Source organism: Trinickia violacea (assembly GCF_005280735.1).
GTDB classification, from domain to species: domain Bacteria; phylum Pseudomonadota; class Gammaproteobacteria; order Burkholderiales; family Burkholderiaceae; genus Trinickia_A; species Trinickia_A violacea.
Genome location: NZ_CP040077.1, coordinates 1,370,538 through 1,388,147, shown reverse-complemented (window position 1 = coordinate 1,388,147; position 17,610 = coordinate 1,370,538). Strand labels below are relative to the sequence as shown.

Below are 17,610 nucleotides of genomic sequence, written 5' to 3'. Positions count from 1 at the left end.
TGTCCTCATGTGAGCGTCTTGGCATACGTTCTCGCATCTGGCACGCCGTCGACTTCCGATGTCATCGGAGGCGTGTCTTCGTACCACCCGGCGTGGCGGTCGCAAACGATGTGTCATGTTGCTCAGCGGCCTCGTGCGCGTCCTCAACGACACTTTCGGACTTCACGTCGGAAAGGTTCTCGCTGCCCGTTTCCGGTGCCATGAAATGGCAGAAGACGCCACCGAAGAGCAGTACCGCGACGCAAACACCCAGCGCTGTGTGGATGCCGACATGTTGAACCGCGATCGGCAGCAGGAACGTGCTGATGGCTGAACCGAAGCGGCTCGAAGCGACCGCCAAGCCGACGCCGGACGCGCGAAGGTGCGTCGGGAAGAGCTCGGGCGGATAGACAAATTCGAGGTTCGCCGCTGCCGAGAGAATGCACGCGAAGAGGCCGAAGACGAGCATCGTGCCCATGGGCCCAAAGCTGGCGTAGGTCAGCACAGCCAAACTGAGCGCCGCAAGATAGAAGGTTCCGAGGAGGAACGTGCGACGGGAGAGCCTATCGATGATCAGCAGGCCAATCACAGCACCCACGAAGAGCAGGATGTTATAGACGAGGCCGCCCACGAACTTGTCTTTGACGTGCAGAGCCTCAAGGACTTTTGGCGCGAAAGTGCCCAGCGCAAAGTAAGGAATGACTTGGCAGGTGTAGAAGACGCAGCCGACTAACGTGTTCTTGCGCCAGCGGGGCGAGAACAGCTGCGACCAGGCGCCCTTGTGTTGCTGCGATACGGCTGCTGTCGTCGAGAGCATGACCTCGCCGCCAAACCTGCGATGAATGATGGCCAGTGCTTCGTCGCCGCGACCGCGCTTCATCAGCCACATCGGCGACTCGGGCACGATAAGACGGAACGGGAGAATCAGGAGTGCCGGAACTCCGCTTGCTGCGAGCATCAGCCGCCAGGCATCAGGGCCAATGTCGCGCATGGCAAAGCCAGCGAGGTAGGCACCGACATAGCCCGCCGCCCAGGCTGCCGCGAGTACGCTCAGCAGACGGCCGCGATAACGGCGCGGAGAATATTCGGTTACGAGGGATTTGCTCACCACGTAGTCGGCGCCGAGGATGAGCCCGAGCACCAGACGCAAGACGAGCAACTGCGAGGGTGACGTCACAAAATACTGTGCGGCAGAGACGACCGCGAAGAGCAGCATGTCGTACGCGAAAATAGTCCGACGACCGTATTTGTCCGCAATCGGCCCCGCCAGCATGCTGCCGAAGAACAGGCCCGCGAGCGAGGCCGCTCCGAGCAGCCCCATCCATAGCGCATCGAGGTGCAGCGGGCCAGCGGCCATGCTGACGGCAATGCCGATGATGCCCAGCACGAAGCCATCGCTGAACTGACCGCCAGTTCCACTGAATGCAACTCCGACGTGGAATGGGCGAAGAGGCAAGTCTTCGAGTAATACCTGTTTGCTCACAATCGTCTCCGGTCTCCAGTGTGGTGCTCATGTCGATGCACCTTCAGAAACCAGTGTAGGACGGCGATTTCAAGAAAACAGCAGGTGAGTTGACAGTATCAAGAATACTAATACTCCCCCTCAGCAGGTCTGAAACTAAGCGGCTTCCCCAGTCAGCGCGCCGGCAGCAAGCTCGCCAATCACATGGCGCGCGGGGGAGACAGGACCGCGACCCTGCGAGTAACGATGCCATAGGGCTCCGTACGAGAGCGGACTGAGATGTTCAGCCGCGTTGCGAGCCCATGCTCGACGAAAAAAGCTGACACATCTCGCGGCATCAATGAGACAAGCAATGGGTCACGCTGCAGCAGCAAGATGGTAGTTATCGTCGAAGCCGCTTCAATGTAAGCGATCAATGAACGACGCCCTTCGGTCATCGAACGTGTAAGAGCGTTCTGATATCCTTCGCGTCTCATTCCGGCTGGCCAGGAGTAGTGACATGCGTTGGATCGCGACCCTTGTACTGGCAGTCTTGTGCACCTGTTCCGCGCTGGCTGCGCCGGCAGGTTTTAACGCGGGGGTGATCCGTCTGACGGTGGTGGGCGAGGCAGATCCTTTCGACACGGTCGTCTTTTACCCTACGTACGAGCGTGAGGTCCCATGGCAAGCAGGCCCGTTCACTGTCGAGGCGACGCGCAATGTTCCACCTGTACCGGATAACCGCTTTCCCGTTGTATTGATTTCACACGGACGAGGTGGCGGCCCTTTCAGCCACCGTGAATTGGCTACCGCTCTGGCTCGCGCCGGATTTATCGTCGTCTTGCCGACGCACCTTGGGGACGCTTCAGGCTATCCCCGGGCTCCGTCCCAAGCCCAGATTCTGATTGATCGCCCCCGGCAAGCAGAGGCCGCACTCAATGCAGTCCTCGCAGATCCGCGGTTTTCGGCGAGCGCCGATGTCGGCCGAATTGGCATGATCGGATACTCGGCCGGTGGCTACACTGCGCTGATTCTGGCGGGGGCGAAACCCGACTTTGCGTACGCCAGTGCGTACTGCGCGAATCACGATGATCCGGGATCGTGTCCACGTTCAGCAACCCGCAATGGTGCAAACGGCACCCAAGGTAGAGCTGCAGTACCCGCTGACCTGTTAGCCTGGCAACCGCCCGTCGATCGCCGTCTGAAGGCCCTGGTGCTGATGGATCCACTGGCCATGATGTTTGAGGCATCTGGCTTGTCCGCTGTGCGCATACCGACGATGCTCTATCGACCGCAGGACGACAGCTATCTTGGTTCTGCGAGCAACTCCCTTGCCGTTGTGTCAGGCTTGCCCGCACCGCCTGCAGTCCACATCGTGCCAGGCAACCACTTCGTTTTCATTGATCCTTGTCCGGCCGCAGTCGCCGCCAGTGTGGCACTGATCTGTCAGGATGCGCCCGGGGTCGATCGAGTGGAGGTTCATCGCCAGATCGATCACGAGGTCGTGGACTTCCTGCGCGCAAATCTATAACTCATCCAGACTGCTCTGACATGCCCCAAGGAAGCAACACGGCGTAGTCGTCGACGGTCTTTGCTACAGGTAACCGCTGGAACAGCAAGGCGAGGTAACGGTACGGATCGATTCGACAGGCCTTGCACGTTTCGACGAGAGAGTAAAGATTGGCACTGGCCGAGCCTATCCGATTTCCTGTGTGTGAGGCATAAACTGACGGCCAAGGAGCCGCTTTATGCTCACACAGGAAATCGGATAGGCTCGTTCGCGGGGCCACAAAGAAAAAAGCCGTTGAATCCATTCAGATTCAACGGCTTTTCATTCAATTCTCTGGCGGAGAGAGGGGGATTCGAACCCCCGATAGGCGATTAACCTATACACGCTTTCCAGGCGTGCGACTTAAACCACTCATCCATCTCTCCGGCGGGACGCGCATTATAGCAAACTTCGGGCCCCGCGCCACCTACCCTCCACTCCTGCCCGGTCACGGGTGCCGAATGTAGTCGACAAGCGCCGTCGTATAGGCATCCGGCTTGCGATCCAGCAGGCTCACGACGATCGTCACGGCAAACCCCGCCGGCACGCCGAACACGCCCGAGCTGATCGGCTCGATCCCGAACCAGCGCTGCCCGGCGAAGCCCGTCAACTGCGCGAAATACGGGTAGGTCGACACGATGTAATAGACGCACACCACGAGCCCCGCCACCATGCCCGCCACCGCGCCGCGCTTCGTCGTGCGCTTCCAGAACACGCCGAGCACCAGCACCGGAAACAAACTCGACGCCGCCAGCGAAAACGCCGCCCCCACGAGAAACAGAATATTCCCCGTATTCAGCGACGCCACATACGAAGCGAACAACGCCACGCCCAGCAGCAGGATCTTCGATATCGTCACGCGCCGCTGGCTCGACGCCGACGGATCGACCATGTGGTAGTAGACGTCGTGCGACAGCGCGTTAGCGATCGTCAGCAGCAAACCGTCGGCCGTGGAAAGCGCGGCGGCCAGCGCCCCCGCTGCGATCAAACCCGACATCACATACGGCAGCCCGGCGATCTCCGGCGCGGCGAGCACGACCATGTCGGGCTGCATCCGGATCTCGGACCAGCGGATGATGCCGTCGCGATTCGTATCGGCGATGCCGATCAGCGACGGCTCCACGCGATGCCACTGCGTCACCCATTGCGGCCAGTCGGCAAACGAATGGCCGACGAGGTTCGACAAGATCTCGTACTTGATCAACACCGCCAGCACCGGCACGGTCACATAGAACAGCGCGACAAAGAAAAGCGTCCACCCGACGGAGCGCCGCGCGGCGCTGACCGAGGTCGTCGTGTTATAGCGCGTCAGGATATGCGGCAGGCTCGCGGTGCCAAGCGACAGGCACAGCAGAAGCGAGAGGAAATTGCGTTCATGGATGCGCCGATCGTCCTCGTTTGCGGCAGGAAACGCCTCGTGCATCGGCACCGGATCGGTTGCGAGCGCAAGCATTTCGTCGCGCTCCTGCGTCCACACGATGCGCGCCGCGGCGGCATCGTGCGGAAAATCCGCCAGCTCGCGCTCGTGCTGATCGATCTCGCGCAACGGACCGTTGTGCCGCCGCAGTTCGGCGATGTCGTTCGCGAGCCGCCCTTTCTCATCGTCATACGACGCAGGCAGCGCCGCGATCCTCGCATCGATCTGCGCCGCGCGCTGCCGGTACCACACGCGCACGCTCTCCTCTTTCGGCGCGTCGCGCACGTCGTGCTCGAGCGTCTCGAGCTTCTCCATCAAGTGGCCGTAGCTCAACTGCGGCACCCAGCCCAGGCCGTCCTTGTGCGCGATCATCGATACCGGAATCAAAAACGCGCTGATCAAGATGATGTATTGCGCGACCTGCGTCCACGTCACCGCGCGCATCCCGCCGAGGAACGAACAGACGAGTATCCCCGCGAGCCCGCACGAAATGCCGATCGCGAAGTCGACGCCGATAAAACGCGTGGCGATCAGCCCGATCCCCTGGATCTGCGCGACGAGATAGACGAACGAGCACAGGATCGCGGCGAGCGCCGCGAGCGCGCGCACCGTGTTGCTCGAAAAACGCGTGCCGAGAAAATCGGGAATCGTGTAGCGGGCGAGCTTGCGCACATACGGCGCGAGCAGAAAAGCCGTGAGGCAGTAGCCGCCCGTCCAGCCCATCAGGTACGCGAGGCCGTCGTAGCCGGTCGCGTAGAGCGAGCCGGCGAGGCCGATGAACGATGCCGCCGAGAGCCAGTCGGCCGCCGTCGCCATCCCGTTGAACGCCGACGGCACGCGCCGCCCCGCCACGTAGTATTCGACGAGATCGGACGTGCGCGACAGCAGCCCGATCACCGCGTACACCGCGATCGGCACGAACAGGAACACGTAGCCGACCCACACGCCGGCGCCGGTCGTGCGCTCGATCCGCCACAGCACGTAGATGAACGCGAAGAAGCCGAGCGTATAGAGCGCGTAGGCGCGAATCAGCCGGTGCGTGAGCGTCATCGAACGGCTTCCGTCGCGCTGTCGGCGTTGGCCGCATCCGCATCGAAGGCGCGCCGCAGCGTGCGGTCCGCGCGCTGCATCAGCACGATATAGACAGCGATCAGCACGAGGTAGATCACGATCGCGCCCTGCGCGCCGAGATAGAACGGCAGGCGAAAGCCGGCGATCCGCACGGCCGACAGCGGACGCGCCAACGCCGGCACGACGAACGACACGAAGAAGCCGATCGACATCAGCACGGCGATCAACACGACATTGAAGCGCCAATAGCGCCGATGGGCGCGCGCCATCGCGTCCGTAACCGGCGGCGGTTCGGGCACAGGGTTGAGAGGGAGAGCGTGTGATGTGTGGGGCGCGGCCATGCGCCTATGTATCAAAAAGGCACGGCGCGGACAATTGGGATTGTCCGCGCCGTGCCTCGACTTCATGCATCTACGTCGTGCAGCGACTCGATGCGCCAGGCGATGAAGCCCGGCACCGCCGCCGCCAACGCTCGCCGCTTAAAGCGACTCGCCGAGCTGATCGAGAATCGCGGGATTCTCGAGCGTCGACACATCCTGCGTGATCGCCTCGCCCTTCGCGAGCGAACGCAAGAGACGGCGCATGATCTTGCCGGAGCGCGTCTTCGGCAGGTTGTCGCCGAAGCGGATGTCCTTAGGCTTCGCGATCGGCCCGATCTCCTTGCCGACCCATGCGCGCAGCTCGTTCGCGAGCTTCGCGGCATCGTCGCCCATGGGACGCGCACTCTTCAAGACGACGAACGCGACCACGGCTTCGCCGGTCGTCTCGTCCGGACGCCCCACGACGGCCGCTTCGGCAACCAACGGATTCGCCACGAGCGCCGACTCGATCTCCATCGTCCCGAGCCGGTGGCCCGAGACGTTGAGCACGTCGTCGATGCGGCCCATGATCGTGAAGTTGCCGGTGGCCTTGTCGCGCACGCTGCCGTCGCCGGCGAGGTACAGCTTGCCGCCGAGCTCCTCGGGGTAATAGCTCTTCTTGAAGCGGTCAGGGTCGCCCCAGATGGTGCGGATCATCGACGGCCACGGACGCTTCACCACGAGAATCCCACCCTGCCCATTCGGCACGTCCTGCCCGGTCTCGTCGACGATCGCGGCCATGATGCCCGGCAGCGGCAGCGTGCACGAGCCCGGCACGAGCGGCGTCGCGCCCGGCAGCGGCGTGATCATGTGGCCGCCGGTTTCGGTCTGCCACCAGGTATCGACGATCGGGCAGCGCGCGCCGCCGACGTTCTCGTAGTACCACATCCACGCTTCCGGATTGATCGGCTCGCCGACCGTGCCGAGCACGCGCAGGCTAGACAAGTCGTAGCTCTTCGGATGCACCTTCGCGTCAGCGTCGGCGATCTTGATCAGCGAGCGGATCGCGGTCGGCGCCGTGTAGAACAGCGTGACCTTGTGCTTCTCGATCATGTTCCAGAAGCGGCCGCCGTCCGGGTAGGTCGGCACGCCTTCGAACATCACCTGCGTAGCGCCTAGCGCGAGCGGCCCGTAGGCGATGTAGGTGTGTCCGGTGATCCAGCCGATGTCGGCCGTGCACCAGAAGATATCCGTGGGTTTCCAGTCGAAGGTCCACTTGAGCGTCTGCGCGGCCCACAGCACATAGCCGCCGGTGCTGTGCTGCACGCCCTTCGGCCGGCCCGTGGAGCCCGACGTGTAAAGCACGAACAGGGGATGCTCGGCGCTGACCCATTCGGGCGTGCAGGTGTCGGACTCGTTGGCGACAAGTTCGTGCATCCACAAGTCGCGGCTTTCGTTCCAGGCCACCTTGCCGCCCGTGCGCCGGTAGACGATCACGCTCTTGACCGCCTCGCAGCCGCCCATCGCGAGCGCCTCGTCGGCGATGCTCTTGAGCGGCAGCGCCTTGCCGCCGCGCATCTGTTCGTCCGACGTGATCAACGCGACCGCGCCGACGTCGACGAGCCGCTCGTTGAGCGACTTCGACGAGAAGCCGCCGAACACGACCGAGTGCGGCGCGCCGATGCGCGCGCACGCCTGCATCGCGACGACGCCTTCGATCGACATCGGCATATAGATCACGACACGGTCGCCCTTCTTCACGCCGCGCTTCTTGAGCGCATTCGCGAAGCGGCACACGCGCTGCAGCAGGTCTTGATAGGTGACGCGCGTGACGGTGCCGTCGTCGGCTTCGAAGATGATCGCGACGGTGCCGCCCTTGCCCGCTTCGACATGGCGATCGAGGCTGTTGTACGACGCGTTCAGCTCGCCGTCTTCGAACCACGTGCAGAACGGCGCGTTCGCTTCGTCGAGCACCTTCGTGAACGGCTTGTGCCACGTGAGCGTTTCGCGTGCGAGCTTCGCCCAGAAGCCCTCGTAATCGCGTTCCGCCTCGGCGGCGAGCGCCCGGTAGGCGTCCATGCCGGAAATGGCCGCATTGGCCACCACGTCGGCGGATGGCGGAAAAACGCGGCTTTCGTGAAGAACCGATTCAATCGTAGACATCGACAACCCCTTCATGAAGGTGAAAGTGAATCCGGTATCCGGCGCACTTGGGCGCGCCTTGTATTGTGAGCGCAGCTTTGGCGCTGCGCTTGTCCCCAAACCCTCGCACGTACCGCTCGCCGCGGTACGTGCCGTCGACGTGCCACGCCCGAAACCAGGGATGCGGCACTGCAGCATGCGGATGCACGCGCACTCAAACATGACGATAACCACGTCAACTTACCGCGCACTTACGCCACGTAAAAGCGCTCTGTCGGCCTACGTCATACGTATGGGAACGCCACCGCACCCAGCGGTTGCCCCGAACGCTGGTCGTCACGCCAGCGCCTTGCAGCCGCCTTTACGCCGTATTAAGCGTCAACCTACAATGCTCAATGCTAACTGAACTCCCCGTTTGGATTCCAGCTTGAACCGCTACGCTTTTCTCCTCATTGTCGCGATGCTGCTCGTCGGCAGCAACGTCGGCGTCGGCAAATCGATTGTCGCTTTCGTTCCCGTTTCCGTCCTCGCCCTGCTGCGCTTCGTGGTGGCGATCGCCGTGCTGTGGCCGCTCTTTCGCCCCGTCAAGATGAAGAGCGTGAAGCGCGGCGAATGGCTGAACCTGTTCCTGCAGGCGTTCTTCGGCACCTTCATGTTCACGCTCCTGATGTTGAACGGCGTGCAGCGCACGAGCGCGGTGGCGGCGGGCGTGATCACGAGCACGATTCCCGCCGTGGTCGCGCTCTTCTCCTGGTTCTTTCTCGGCGAGAAGCCGAACGGACGTGCGCTGATTTCGATTGCGCTCGCGATGACGGGCGTCGTCGTGATCAACTTCGCGCACGGCGGCTCGGCGGATAGCGCGGTATCGAGCGAAAGCTCGCTGACCGGCAACCTGATGGTGCTTGGCGCAGTCTGCTGCGAATCGTTCTATGTGATTCTCTCGCGGCGCCTCACGCAAACGCTCGCGCCCATCGACATCTGCGCTTACACCCACTTGTTCGGCTTGCTGCTGATGCTGCCGCTCGGCGTTGGCGCGCTCGTCTCGTTCGACTATGCGAGCGTGCCGGGCAACGTCTGGGCGCTCGTGATCTGGTACGGACTGTCGGCGAGCATCTTCTCGTTCTGGCTGTGGATGAAGGGCATTCGCCACGTGCCGGGGCAGTCTTGCCGGCGTGTTCAGCGCCGTGCTGCCCATCGCGGCGGCGGTCTACGGCATCGTGTTCCTCGGCGAGCGTCCGACGCTCGCGCACGGTGTCGCGCTCGCCTGCGTCATCGCGGGCATCGGGCTCGCGAGCCTCAAGGTCAAGCGCGCGCCGCCCGTCACGCCTTGAGCGGCAAAGCGGGGAAGCGGGGAAGCGGGAAAAAGGCTTGGCGCGTTACAATAGCGCGCTTTTTTTCGCCTTCGGGCGCGCTACGAAGCACCCCGTCCCCACAGAGCCCAAGCCATGACCGTCATCAAACAGGAAGACCTGATCCAGAGCATCGCCGATTCGCTCCAGTACATCAGCTACTACCACCCGCTCGACTACATCCAGGCGCTTGGCCGCGCCTATGAGCTCGAGGAGAGCGCGGCCGCGAAAGACGCCATCGCGCAGATCCTCACCAACAGCCGCATGTGCGCGGAAGGCCATCGGCCGATCTGCCAGGACACCGGCATCGTCACGGTGTTCGTGAAGGTCGGCATGGACGTGCGTTGGGACGGCGCGACGATGAGCGTCACCGACATGATCAACGAAGGCGTGCGCCGCGGTTACCTGAATCCCGACAACGTGCTGCGCGCCTCGATCGTGAGCCCGCCCGAAGGCGCGCGCAAGAACACGAAAGACAACACGCCGGCCGTCATCCACTACGAGATCGTGCCGGGCGACAAGGTCGACGTGCAGGTCGCGGCCAAGGGCGGCGGCTCGGAGAACAAGTCGAAGTTCGCGATGCTGAACCCGTCCGATTCGATCGTCGACTGGGTGCTCAAGACCGTGCCGACGATGGGCGCGGGCTGGTGTCCGCCGGGCATGCTCGGCATCGGCATCGGCGGCACCGCGGAGAAGGCGATGGTCATGGCGAAGGAATCGCTGATGGACCCGATCGACATTCAAGAGATCATCGCGCGCGGCCCGCAAGACTGGATCGAAGAACTGCGTGTCGAACTCCACGAGAAGGTCAACGCGCTCGGGATCGGCGCGCAAGGCTTGGGCGGCCTGTCGACGGTGCTCGACGTGAAGATCATGGCCGCGCCGACGCACGCTGCTTCGAAGCCGATCGCGATCATCCCGAACTGCGCGGCGACCCGCCACGCACACTTCACGCTCGACGGCACGGGCGCGGCGAAGCTCGAAGCGCCGCCGCTCGACGCCTGGCCGAAGGTCACGTGGCAGCCGAACACGGAAACGAGCCAGCGCGTCGATCTCAACTCGCTCACGCCGGAAGAGGTCGCGAGCTGGAAGCCGGGCCAGACGCTCTTGCTCTCGGGCAAGATGCTCACGGGCCGCGACGCTGCGCACAAGCGCATCGCCGACATGCTCGCGAAGGGCGAAAAGCTGCCGGTCGACTTCACGAACCGCGTGATCTATTACGTCGGCCCGGTCGATCCGGTGCGCGACGAAGCGGTCGGCCCGGCGGGTCCCACCACCGCGACGCGCATGGACAAGTTCACCGAGACGATGCTCGCGCAAACGGGTCTCATTTCGATGATCGGCAAGGCCGAACGTGGCCCGGTCGCGATCGAGGCGATCAAGAAGCACAAGGCGGCTTACTTGATGGCGGTGGGCGGCGCGGCGTACTTGGTGTCGAAGGCGATTCGCGAAGCGAAGGTGCTCGCGTTCGAAGATCTCGGCATGGAAGCGATCTACGAATTCGACGTCGTCGATATGCCTGTAACAGTTGCTGTCGATTCCCACGGCACCTCCGTGCACCAGACCGGACCGAAGGAATGGCAGGCGAAGATCGGCAAGATTCCGGTCGCTACGGCTTGATTTTGCTTGTCTTTTGAACGAAAGCCAGGCCCCCGGGCCTGGCTTTTTTCATGGCGATCCGAGCGATCTCCCTTTCGGTCAACGAAAGACTTCGACCTTGGCTTTTCAATCTGCAGCGTTTATCGTTGTGAGTCGAAGTCCCCCAACAAGGAACAACTATGCAAGGCGATAAAAAAGTCATCGAATATCTGAACGCTCAGTTGAAGAACGAGCTGACGGCGATCAACCAGTACTTCCTGCACGCGCGGATGTACAAGCACTGGGGGCTCGAAAAGCTCGGCAAGCATGAGTACGACGAATCGATCGGCGAGATGAAACACGCCGACTGGCTCATCGAACGTATTTTCATGCTCGACGGCCTGCCGAATCTGCAAGACCTGCACAAGCTCCTGATCGGCGAAGAGACGAAGGAAATCCTCGAGTGCGACCTGAAGCTCGAGCAGATTTCTCAGGGCACCTGCAAGGAAGCCATCGTCTATTGCGAATCCGTTCGCGATTTCATTTCGCGTGAGATCTTCGTGAAGATTCTCGACGACACCGAAGAGCACATCGACTGGCTCGAGACCCAGTTCGATCTCATCGACAAGGTCGGCATCCAGAACTACCAGCAGTCCGCCATGGGCGGTGCCGACGAATCGTAAGCCCAAGCTGGTAACATTCGCGCTTCGTGTTTGTTCCAGCCGCACGCTCATATGACCGCACCGCACGACACGCCCGCCAGCGGGTCCGCCCGAAATTCGACAGACGCTTTCGGCCAGTCGTCCGCGCCTGTCGGGATCTTCGATTCGGGCCTCGGCGGCCTGTCCGTGCTGCGCGCGGTGCGTGCGCAACTGCCCGATGAAGCGCTCATCTACGTCGCCGATTCGGCCTACGCGCCATACGGTGAGAAAGACGACGACTTCATCGCCGACCGCACGCTCGCGATCGGCGAGTGGCTGATCTCGCAGGGCGCGAAGGCGCTTGTGGTCGCATGCAATACGGCGACAGCGCAAGCGATCTCGCTCGTGCGCGAGCGGCTCACGATTCCGCTTATCGGCGTGGAGCCGGGCATCAAGCCCGCGGCGCTCCAATCGAAGACACGCGTGGCCGGCGTGCTCGCCACCCAGGTCACGTTGAGGAGCGCTCGCTTCCAGGCGCTGCAGGAACGCTATGCCGGCGATTGCCGGTTCCTGTGCCAGCCCGGGCATGGCCTCGTGGAAGCCATCGAGCGCTGCGACGTCGACTCGTCCGAAGTGCGCGCGCTGCTCAAGCGCTATCTGGACCCGATGCTCGACGCCGGCGCCGATACGCTCGTGCTCGGCTGCACGCATTACCCGTTCTTCGATCGCGTCATCCGCGACATCGCGGGCGACCGTCTCATGCTGATCGATACGAGCATCGCCATTGCCCGGCAGCTCGAGCGCGTGCTCGATGCGAACGGCCTGCGGGCGAGCGCGGCCAAACCCGGTGCGACGCCTGCGCTGCCCCGCTTCTGCTCGACCAGCGACGGCGAGCATCTGCGCCAATTGGCCAGCACGCTGCTCGGTCTTCAAGCACCGGTCGAGCGGGTGCACGTGCCATCGCGGCGCACTTCGGCGACCGCGTCACAAGCCGCCTGACCGCTCAGCCGACCATCTATTGATCCGACCCCGCTGTACCCCACGCCGCCGTTAGGCGGCAGGTCGCCGCCCATCCGCGCTTGCTGCAGTAACCCTGCCAGCGACCCAGCTTTGTTACAAAAAAAACGGCCTGGCAGCTTGCCAAGCGGCTCAATCATAATGATAATAGTTCGCATTAACGTTAGCTATCGTACTCATTAACTATGATCGTCTGCGTGTGCAAGTCTGTTTCCGATCGGAAGATCCGCGCCGCCATCGCTGAAGGCATCGATACCTTTGACGAACTTCAGTTCGAGTTGGGTGTTGCCACCTGTTGCGGCAAGTGCGAGGAATCCGTGCGCGACGTCATGGCGCAAAGCGGTGTCTGCCAAAGCCAATGCGGCGTCGAGCACCACACGCATGCGATTCCGGTCACGTTCTACGAGCGCAAGGCCGCTTGATCGCCTTCGCACGCTAACTCACTTCCAAGCTGGCGCCATATCACGTCAGCAGCGCTTTACCCGGCCGGGCACGCTTTAATTTTTCGCCCGGCTTGTCGTTTGAATCCTGTCAGCAAGCCAGTCTCACACTAGCCAGCGACCACTCATTCCTCAAGGAGTCTGAGATGGAATTGCTGCTTGGTTTCGTGGTGACGTTAGGCATCTCCCTCTTGATCTTTCGAAAATGACGCGACGTAGCGCAAGGTCCAGCGCGCGCGTCGTTCGCGCATTCGCCCAACCCAGTTAACATGCAGGTTCAGCCTTCCGTTTCCGTCGACGCATCGTCGGTGGCGCTCACGCCAATGAATTCCCGTGTGGTCTCGGCGGTCACCGTCGTGGTGCTGCTTCACGCCGCGCTGATTGCCCTCCTGGTGACGATCCGAAACGAGCCGCCCGCGCGCCCGCTCGAATCGCGCTCCATTACCGCTGAGCTGCTAAGTCCGGCTCCTGCCGCGGCGCCCGCCGCGCTGCAGTCGAGCGCGCCTGCGCCAAAACCCGCGCCGCCAGTGCCGCACGCCAAGCCGAAGGTCGAACCGAAACCGGCCCCGATTGCCAAGGCGAAGTCTGAACCGTTGCCGCAGGCGGCTGCGCCGTCGCCGAACGCGGTTGCACCAACGGCACCCGCTCCCTCAGCTTCAACCGCCCCGACAGCCCCGGCAGCCCCGACAGCCCCGGCAGCCCCGGCAGCCGCCGAAGCACCGGCGGGTCCGGCAACCGGCGCTCCCGGCGGGCCGGCCGCCGGCCGCGAAACGCTCGCGATCGCGGCGCCGAAGGACGTCGCCCACCTCGACTGCAACATCACGAAGCCGGCCTACCCCTCGCTGTCGCAACGCCGCGGCGAAGCGGGCACCGCCTACGTGCGGTTCGTGGTCGGATTGAGCGGCAAGATCGAGGACGTCGAACTGAAAAAGAGCAGCGGCTTCTCCCGCCTCGACGAAGCGGCCATGGCCGCGATGCGCGCGAGCGCCTGCCGCCCCTACGTCGAAAACGGCACGCCGGTGCGTGCGGCCTATACGCAGCCGTTCACGTTCGGCTTTAACGATTGATTGGAAAATAAGAAAAGGACTTGAAATGCAGAACTACGGTTTTTCGCACGTTTGGGTGCAAGGGGATGTCGTGACGCGCGGCATCGCGGCCGCGCTGATCTTCATGTCGATCTTGTCGTGGTGCGTCATCGTCATCAAGGGGATGAACGTGGTGCGCCTGAAGCGCCTCACGAAGAACGCCGAGCAGGCGTTCTGGCATTCCGACGATTTCTCGGACGGCATCAAGAAGCTCGGCGCGTCGTCGTCGAGCGCGAACGCCAACCCGTTTCTCGCGCTCGCGCTGTCGGGACAGGAGGCGGTCGATCACCATCATCAGACGCAACCGCATCTGCACGACAAAATGGACGTGTCGGACTGGATCACGCGCTGCCTGAAAGACACGATGGACGACGGCATCGCGCGCATGCAGGGCGGCCTGGCCGTGCTCGCATCGATCGGCAGCGTCGCGCCGTTCGTCGGCCTGTTCGGCACGGTGTGGGGCATCTATCACGCCCTCCTCGTCATCGGCGCGACGGGACAAACCTCCATCGATCAGGTCGCGGGCCCGGTCGGCGAGTCGCTCATCATGACCGCGCTCGGCCTCTTCGTCGCGATCCCCGCCGTGCTCGGCTACAACGCGCTGACCCGCGCGAACAAGGCTGTCGTCGGCAAGCTGCGCCGCTTCGCGCATGGTCTGCACGCATACTTCGTGACCGGCTCGCACGTGGCATCGGCGAAGCGCGACGGCCTGCGCCTCGCCGCACGCACGAACTGAGGGTGAAGCGACGATGTCAATGAACGCATTCGCCGAAGACGATGACGACGGCCTGATGAACGAAATCAACATGACGCCGCTCGTCGACGTGATGTTGGTTCTCCTGATCATCTTCCTGGTGACGATTCCCGCCATCCATCACGCGGTGAAAATCGATTTGCCGCACGCGAGCAGTCAGAAGCAGGACACGAAGCCCGCGCACGTGACGGTGTCGGTCCAGGCCGACGGCACCGTTCTTTGGGACGACAAGCCGGTCACCGACGACGTGCTGCGCGCCGACATCGCGCAGGCCGCCCAAGCCGATCCGCAGCCGGAGCTGCATTTGCGCGCGGACCGCAAGGTGCCGTACGAACGCGTCGCCGATGTGATGTCCGCCGCGCAGGCGGGCGGGCTGACGAAGATCGGCTTCGTGACCGAACCGAAAACGAAGTAGTCCGCTGGATCACGCAAACAAGCACGCAAACAAGCACGCAAACAAGCGCACAAACAGCGTCGTACAAAGTAAAAGGCCCTCATCGTCAGATGAGGGCCTTTTGTCTTGCGCACGCAGCGCCTTCGGGCGTCGGGCTCACTTGCCATCGGAGTAGCTCGTGGAGTCACCGGATGCGACAGCCGTGGTCGTCACGGACAGCGCGTTTCTGCCCTATCAGGCTTGCTATAAGAGCAGCCATCAATTTCCGCAGCGGAATCTCCACTGCGAAAGGGATTTCAATATAGGCGGCACAGCGCGTGCATTCAAGAAAACGCCCATTGAAACTACTGATCGCCGATGACGCTTAAATGGCAAAACCGATTTTCGTCACGCAGCGGAGCCGAGAGCCACGGTCTTGGCGCGAAGGGCCGTGTGTTACGGCGCGATTTTTTCCGACGCCTCGCTCACCGCCTTGAACTTGCGCAGGAAGTCCGCTTGGCGGCCTTCCGGACACTCGGCCGCCGTATGGTTGCCGTCTTCGAGCATCTCGACGAGGTAGTCGACAAAGGCGCGCACGGCCGGCACCATCCCCTGCCGCGACACGAACACCGCATAGAGTTGCGGTGTCGGCAAGGTCCAGCCCGGCATCACCGGCGACAGTTGGCCGGAACGCAACGCCGCTCCATACATCATCTCCGGCAATGCAGCGATGCCCACGCCGGCCATCACGGCCTCCCGTATCATCAGCAAATCGGCGCTCACGAGACGGGGCTCGTGCTCATGGATGTGGCGCGTGCCGTCCGGCGCGATCAGATGGAACGCATGGCGTCCGTCCGAGCTCGGCGTATCGAGCGTCTCGTAGCGCTCGAGATCGGACGGCACGAGCGGCGGCGAATCCCGGCTCAAGAGACTCGGCGCGCCAACCAGCATCTGCTCGGTACGCCACAGCGGCCGCACGACGATATTCGCGTTTTCCGGCGGATCGGAGCGCACGCGAAGCGCGACGTCGACCGAATCCTCGTACAGATCGATCACGCGGTTCGTCACGCGCACCACCACCCGCACCTCCGGATAGCGATGCATGAACTCGGGCAGGATGCCCGACAGAAGCGTCTGCGACACCGTCACAGGCACGCTCACGCGCACCGTGCCGCGCGGCGACGCCCGCATCTGCTGCACCACCGTCACTGCGGCTTCCGCCTCGGACAACATCGCCCGGCAATGCTGATAGAACAGTTGGCCGGCTTCGGTGAGCGCGAGCTTGCGCGTCGAGCGCTGCAAAAGCCGCACGCCGAGCGACGCCTCCAGTTCGGAAAGACGCCGCGACAGACGCGATTTCGAAATGCCGAGCACGCGCTCGGCCGCCGAGAAACCGCCGTGCTCGACGACCTGCGAGAAGTACATCAGGTCGTTCAGATTGTGCTGATCGAGTTTCATCTTATCGTTCCATTGATAGAACAATCCATTGCTGAAGGGTGCCTAGAAGTCCAGGAATCGCTCCATATAATAGCTTTGCGTTTCAAAAATAACGCTATTCCCGTATTTCCAGGTGACCTTTCATGACCACGATCCGCACGATTCAACGTACTTTTCCGGCCGTTCGTACGATCGAGGGCGGCGGTTTCGTCGTTCATCGGCCGTTTCCGACTCGCATGCTGATGGACTTCGATCCGTTCCTCCTGCTCGACGAAATGGGCCCGGTCGACTACGCGCCGGGCGAGGCCATTGGAGCCCCCGACCATCCGCACCGCGGCTTCGAAACCGTAACCTACGCGCTGGAAGGCCAGTTCGTGCATCGCGATTCGGCCGGGCACTCGGGCACCTTGCGCGCAGGCGACGTCCAGTGGATGACGGCCGGCGCGGGCGTCGTCCATAGCGAAATGCCCGACCCGGCGTTCGCCCGCACAGGCGGTCGCGTGCACGGCCTGCAGCTGTGGGTGAACCTGCCGCGCCGCGACAAGATGACCGCGCCGCGCTATCAGGAGATCCCATCGGCCGGCATTCCCACTGCCACGTCGGCCGACGGCAAGGTGCGTGTGAAGGTGATCGCGGGTGAAGCGTTCGGCGTCAGCGCGGCGATCGAAACGCACACGCCGATTCTCTATCAGCACTTCACGCTGCAGCCCGGGGCATCGGTCGTGCAACCGGTGCCGCGAGACTACCGCGTGTTCGCCTACCCGCTGTCGGGCAGCGGCCTGTATGGCGACGAGCGGCGCAAGATCGACGCGCAGCATATGGTCGTCTTCGGCAACGACGGCGACGCCGTCAGTCTCGCCGCCGGCGCTGAACCGCTCGAGGTGCTGCTGCTCGGCGGGGTGCCGCTGAACGAGCCGGTCGTGCGCTACGGTCCGTTCGTGATGAACACCGAAGAGGAGATTCGTCAGGCCGTCGTCGACTACCAAGCAGGCCGCATGGGGCAAATCGCGTCACAATAGGCGACTCATTCACCTCGCT

The 17,610-nt window shown here is 63.0% G+C and carries 14 protein-coding genes, 1 tRNA gene and 2 pseudogenes; 10 read left to right on the top strand and 7 right to left on the bottom strand.

The annotated features are described in order from the left end of the window. Positions 1–61: 61 nt before the first annotated feature. Positions 62–1,462 (bottom strand): MFS transporter, encoded by a 1,401-nt coding sequence (locus FAZ95_RS06380; RefSeq protein WP_137331675.1) that lies wholly within the window; start codon positions 1,460–1,462, stop codon positions 62–64. 478 nt (positions 1,463–1,940) lie between these two features. Between FAZ95_RS06380 and FAZ95_RS06370 the strand changes: the two genes are divergently transcribed. Next, positions 1,941–2,951 carry an alpha/beta hydrolase family protein gene (locus FAZ95_RS06370; protein ID WP_137331674.1) on the top strand — a complete coding sequence of 337 codons (1,011 nt, stop codon included), beginning with the start codon at positions 1,941–1,943 and terminating at the stop codon, positions 2,949–2,951. Between the two features lies 1 nt (position 2,952). On the opposite strand, the pseudogene FAZ95_RS06365 reads toward FAZ95_RS06370, so the two are convergent. From FAZ95_RS06365 to acs, 5 genes and pseudogenes are all read right to left on the bottom strand, one after another. Then, a pseudogene (locus tag FAZ95_RS06365) lies at positions 2,953–3,111 on the bottom strand (transposase domain-containing protein); the annotation flags it as partial. A gap of 153 nt (positions 3,112–3,264) precedes the next feature. Next, positions 3,265–3,355: transfer RNA gene (locus tag FAZ95_RS06360), tRNA-Ser, on the bottom strand. Between the two features lie 62 nt (positions 3,356–3,417). After that, positions 3,418–5,436: a sodium:solute symporter family protein gene (locus FAZ95_RS06355; RefSeq protein WP_137331673.1), complete on the bottom strand. Its 2,019-nt coding sequence runs from the start codon at positions 5,434–5,436 to the stop codon at positions 3,418–3,420. Next, entirely contained in the window at positions 5,433–5,798 is a 366-nt protein-coding gene (locus tag FAZ95_RS06350; RefSeq protein ID WP_137331672.1) for a DUF4212 domain-containing protein, read from the bottom strand. The genes FAZ95_RS06355 and FAZ95_RS06350 overlap by 4 nt, the downstream gene beginning before the upstream one ends. A 138-nt stretch (positions 5,799–5,936) precedes the next feature. Further along, a complete protein-coding gene (acs, locus tag FAZ95_RS06345; RefSeq protein ID WP_137331671.1) occupies positions 5,937–7,919 on the bottom strand; it encodes an acetate--CoA ligase in 1,983 nt (660 codons plus the stop codon). A gap of 406 nt (positions 7,920–8,325) precedes the next feature. Here acs and FAZ95_RS06340 point away from each other — a divergent pair. The 8 genes and pseudogenes from FAZ95_RS06340 (at position 8,326) to FAZ95_RS06305 (ending at position 15,177) form a co-directional block, all read left to right on the top strand. Beyond that, positions 8,326–9,229: pseudogene (locus FAZ95_RS06340) on the top strand (DMT family transporter). Between the two features lie 114 nt (positions 9,230–9,343). Next, positions 9,344–10,867, top strand: a complete 1,524-nt coding sequence (locus FAZ95_RS06335; RefSeq protein ID WP_137331670.1) for a fumarate hydratase — start codon at positions 9,344–9,346, stop codon at positions 10,865–10,867. Positions 10,868–11,025: 158 nt separating this feature from the next. Next, a complete protein-coding gene (gene bfr / locus FAZ95_RS06330; RefSeq protein ID WP_137331669.1) occupies positions 11,026–11,508 on the top strand; it encodes a bacterioferritin in 483 nt (160 codons plus the stop codon). Between the two features lie 51 nt (positions 11,509–11,559). After that, positions 11,560–12,465, top strand: coding sequence for a glutamate racemase (gene murI, locus FAZ95_RS06325; RefSeq protein ID WP_137331668.1), 906 nt, complete (start codon positions 11,560–11,562; stop codon positions 12,463–12,465). A 203-nt stretch (positions 12,466–12,668) separates the two neighbouring features. Further along, positions 12,669–12,905 carry a (2Fe-2S)-binding protein gene (locus FAZ95_RS06320; protein WP_137331667.1) on the top strand — a complete coding sequence of 79 codons (237 nt, stop codon included), beginning with the start codon at positions 12,669–12,671 and terminating at the stop codon, positions 12,903–12,905. A 287-nt stretch (positions 12,906–13,192) separates the two neighbouring features. Beyond that, positions 13,193–13,990: an energy transducer TonB gene (locus tag FAZ95_RS06315; protein WP_137331666.1), complete on the top strand. Its 798-nt coding sequence runs from the start codon at positions 13,193–13,195 to the stop codon at positions 13,988–13,990. A gap of 25 nt (positions 13,991–14,015) precedes the next feature. Further along, on the top strand, positions 14,016–14,744 hold the full coding sequence (locus tag FAZ95_RS06310; RefSeq protein ID WP_137331665.1) for a MotA/TolQ/ExbB proton channel family protein: 729 nt from the start codon (positions 14,016–14,018) through the stop codon (positions 14,742–14,744). A gap of 13 nt (positions 14,745–14,757) precedes the next feature. Continuing rightward, positions 14,758–15,177, top strand: a complete 420-nt coding sequence (locus FAZ95_RS06305) for an ExbD/TolR family protein (RefSeq protein ID WP_137331664.1) — start codon at positions 14,758–14,760, stop codon at positions 15,175–15,177. A gap of 414 nt (positions 15,178–15,591) precedes the next feature. Here FAZ95_RS06305 and FAZ95_RS06300 read toward each other — a convergent pair whose 3' ends face one another. Further along, a complete protein-coding gene (locus FAZ95_RS06300) occupies positions 15,592–16,593 on the bottom strand; it encodes a LysR substrate-binding domain-containing protein (protein WP_137331663.1) in 1,002 nt (333 codons plus the stop codon). 122 nt (positions 16,594–16,715) lie between these two features. Between FAZ95_RS06300 and FAZ95_RS06295 the strand changes: the two genes are divergently transcribed. Beyond that, on the top strand, positions 16,716–17,591 hold the full coding sequence (locus tag FAZ95_RS06295; protein WP_137331662.1) for a pirin family protein: 876 nt from the start codon (positions 16,716–16,718) through the stop codon (positions 17,589–17,591). The last annotated feature ends 19 nt before the right edge of the window (positions 17,592–17,610 follow it).

Bases quoted from the DNA above. Each gene is read 5' to 3' on its own strand.
- FAZ95_RS06370 (WP_137331674.1), top strand. From the start codon at position 1,941: ATGCGTTGGATCGCGACCCTTGTACTGGCAGTCTTGTGCACCTGTTCC.
- FAZ95_RS06355 (WP_137331673.1), bottom strand. From the start codon at position 5,436: ATGACGCTCACGCACCGGCTGATTCGCGCCTACGCGCTCTATACGCTC.
- FAZ95_RS06350 (WP_137331672.1), bottom strand. From the start codon at position 5,798: ATGGCCGCGCCCCACACATCACACGCTCTCCCTCTCAACCCTGTGCCC.
- acs (WP_137331671.1), bottom strand. From the start codon at position 7,919: ATGTCTACGATTGAATCGGTTCTTCACGAAAGCCGCGTTTTTCCGCCA.
- FAZ95_RS06335 (WP_137331670.1), top strand. From the start codon at position 9,344: ATGACCGTCATCAAACAGGAAGACCTGATCCAGAGCATCGCCGATTCG.
- bfr (WP_137331669.1), top strand. From the start codon at position 11,026: ATGCAAGGCGATAAAAAAGTCATCGAATATCTGAACGCTCAGTTGAAG.
- murI (WP_137331668.1), top strand. From the start codon at position 11,560: ATGACCGCACCGCACGACACGCCCGCCAGCGGGTCCGCCCGAAATTCG.
- FAZ95_RS06320 (WP_137331667.1), top strand. From the start codon at position 12,669: ATGATCGTCTGCGTGTGCAAGTCTGTTTCCGATCGGAAGATCCGCGCC.
- FAZ95_RS06315 (WP_137331666.1), top strand. From the start codon at position 13,193: ATGCAGGTTCAGCCTTCCGTTTCCGTCGACGCATCGTCGGTGGCGCTC.
- FAZ95_RS06310 (WP_137331665.1), top strand. From the start codon at position 14,016: ATGCAGAACTACGGTTTTTCGCACGTTTGGGTGCAAGGGGATGTCGTG.
- FAZ95_RS06305 (WP_137331664.1), top strand. From the start codon at position 14,758: ATGTCAATGAACGCATTCGCCGAAGACGATGACGACGGCCTGATGAAC.
- FAZ95_RS06300 (WP_137331663.1), bottom strand. From the start codon at position 16,593: ATGAAACTCGATCAGCACAATCTGAACGACCTGATGTACTTCTCGCAG.
- FAZ95_RS06295 (WP_137331662.1), top strand. From the start codon at position 16,716: ATGACCACGATCCGCACGATTCAACGTACTTTTCCGGCCGTTCGTACG.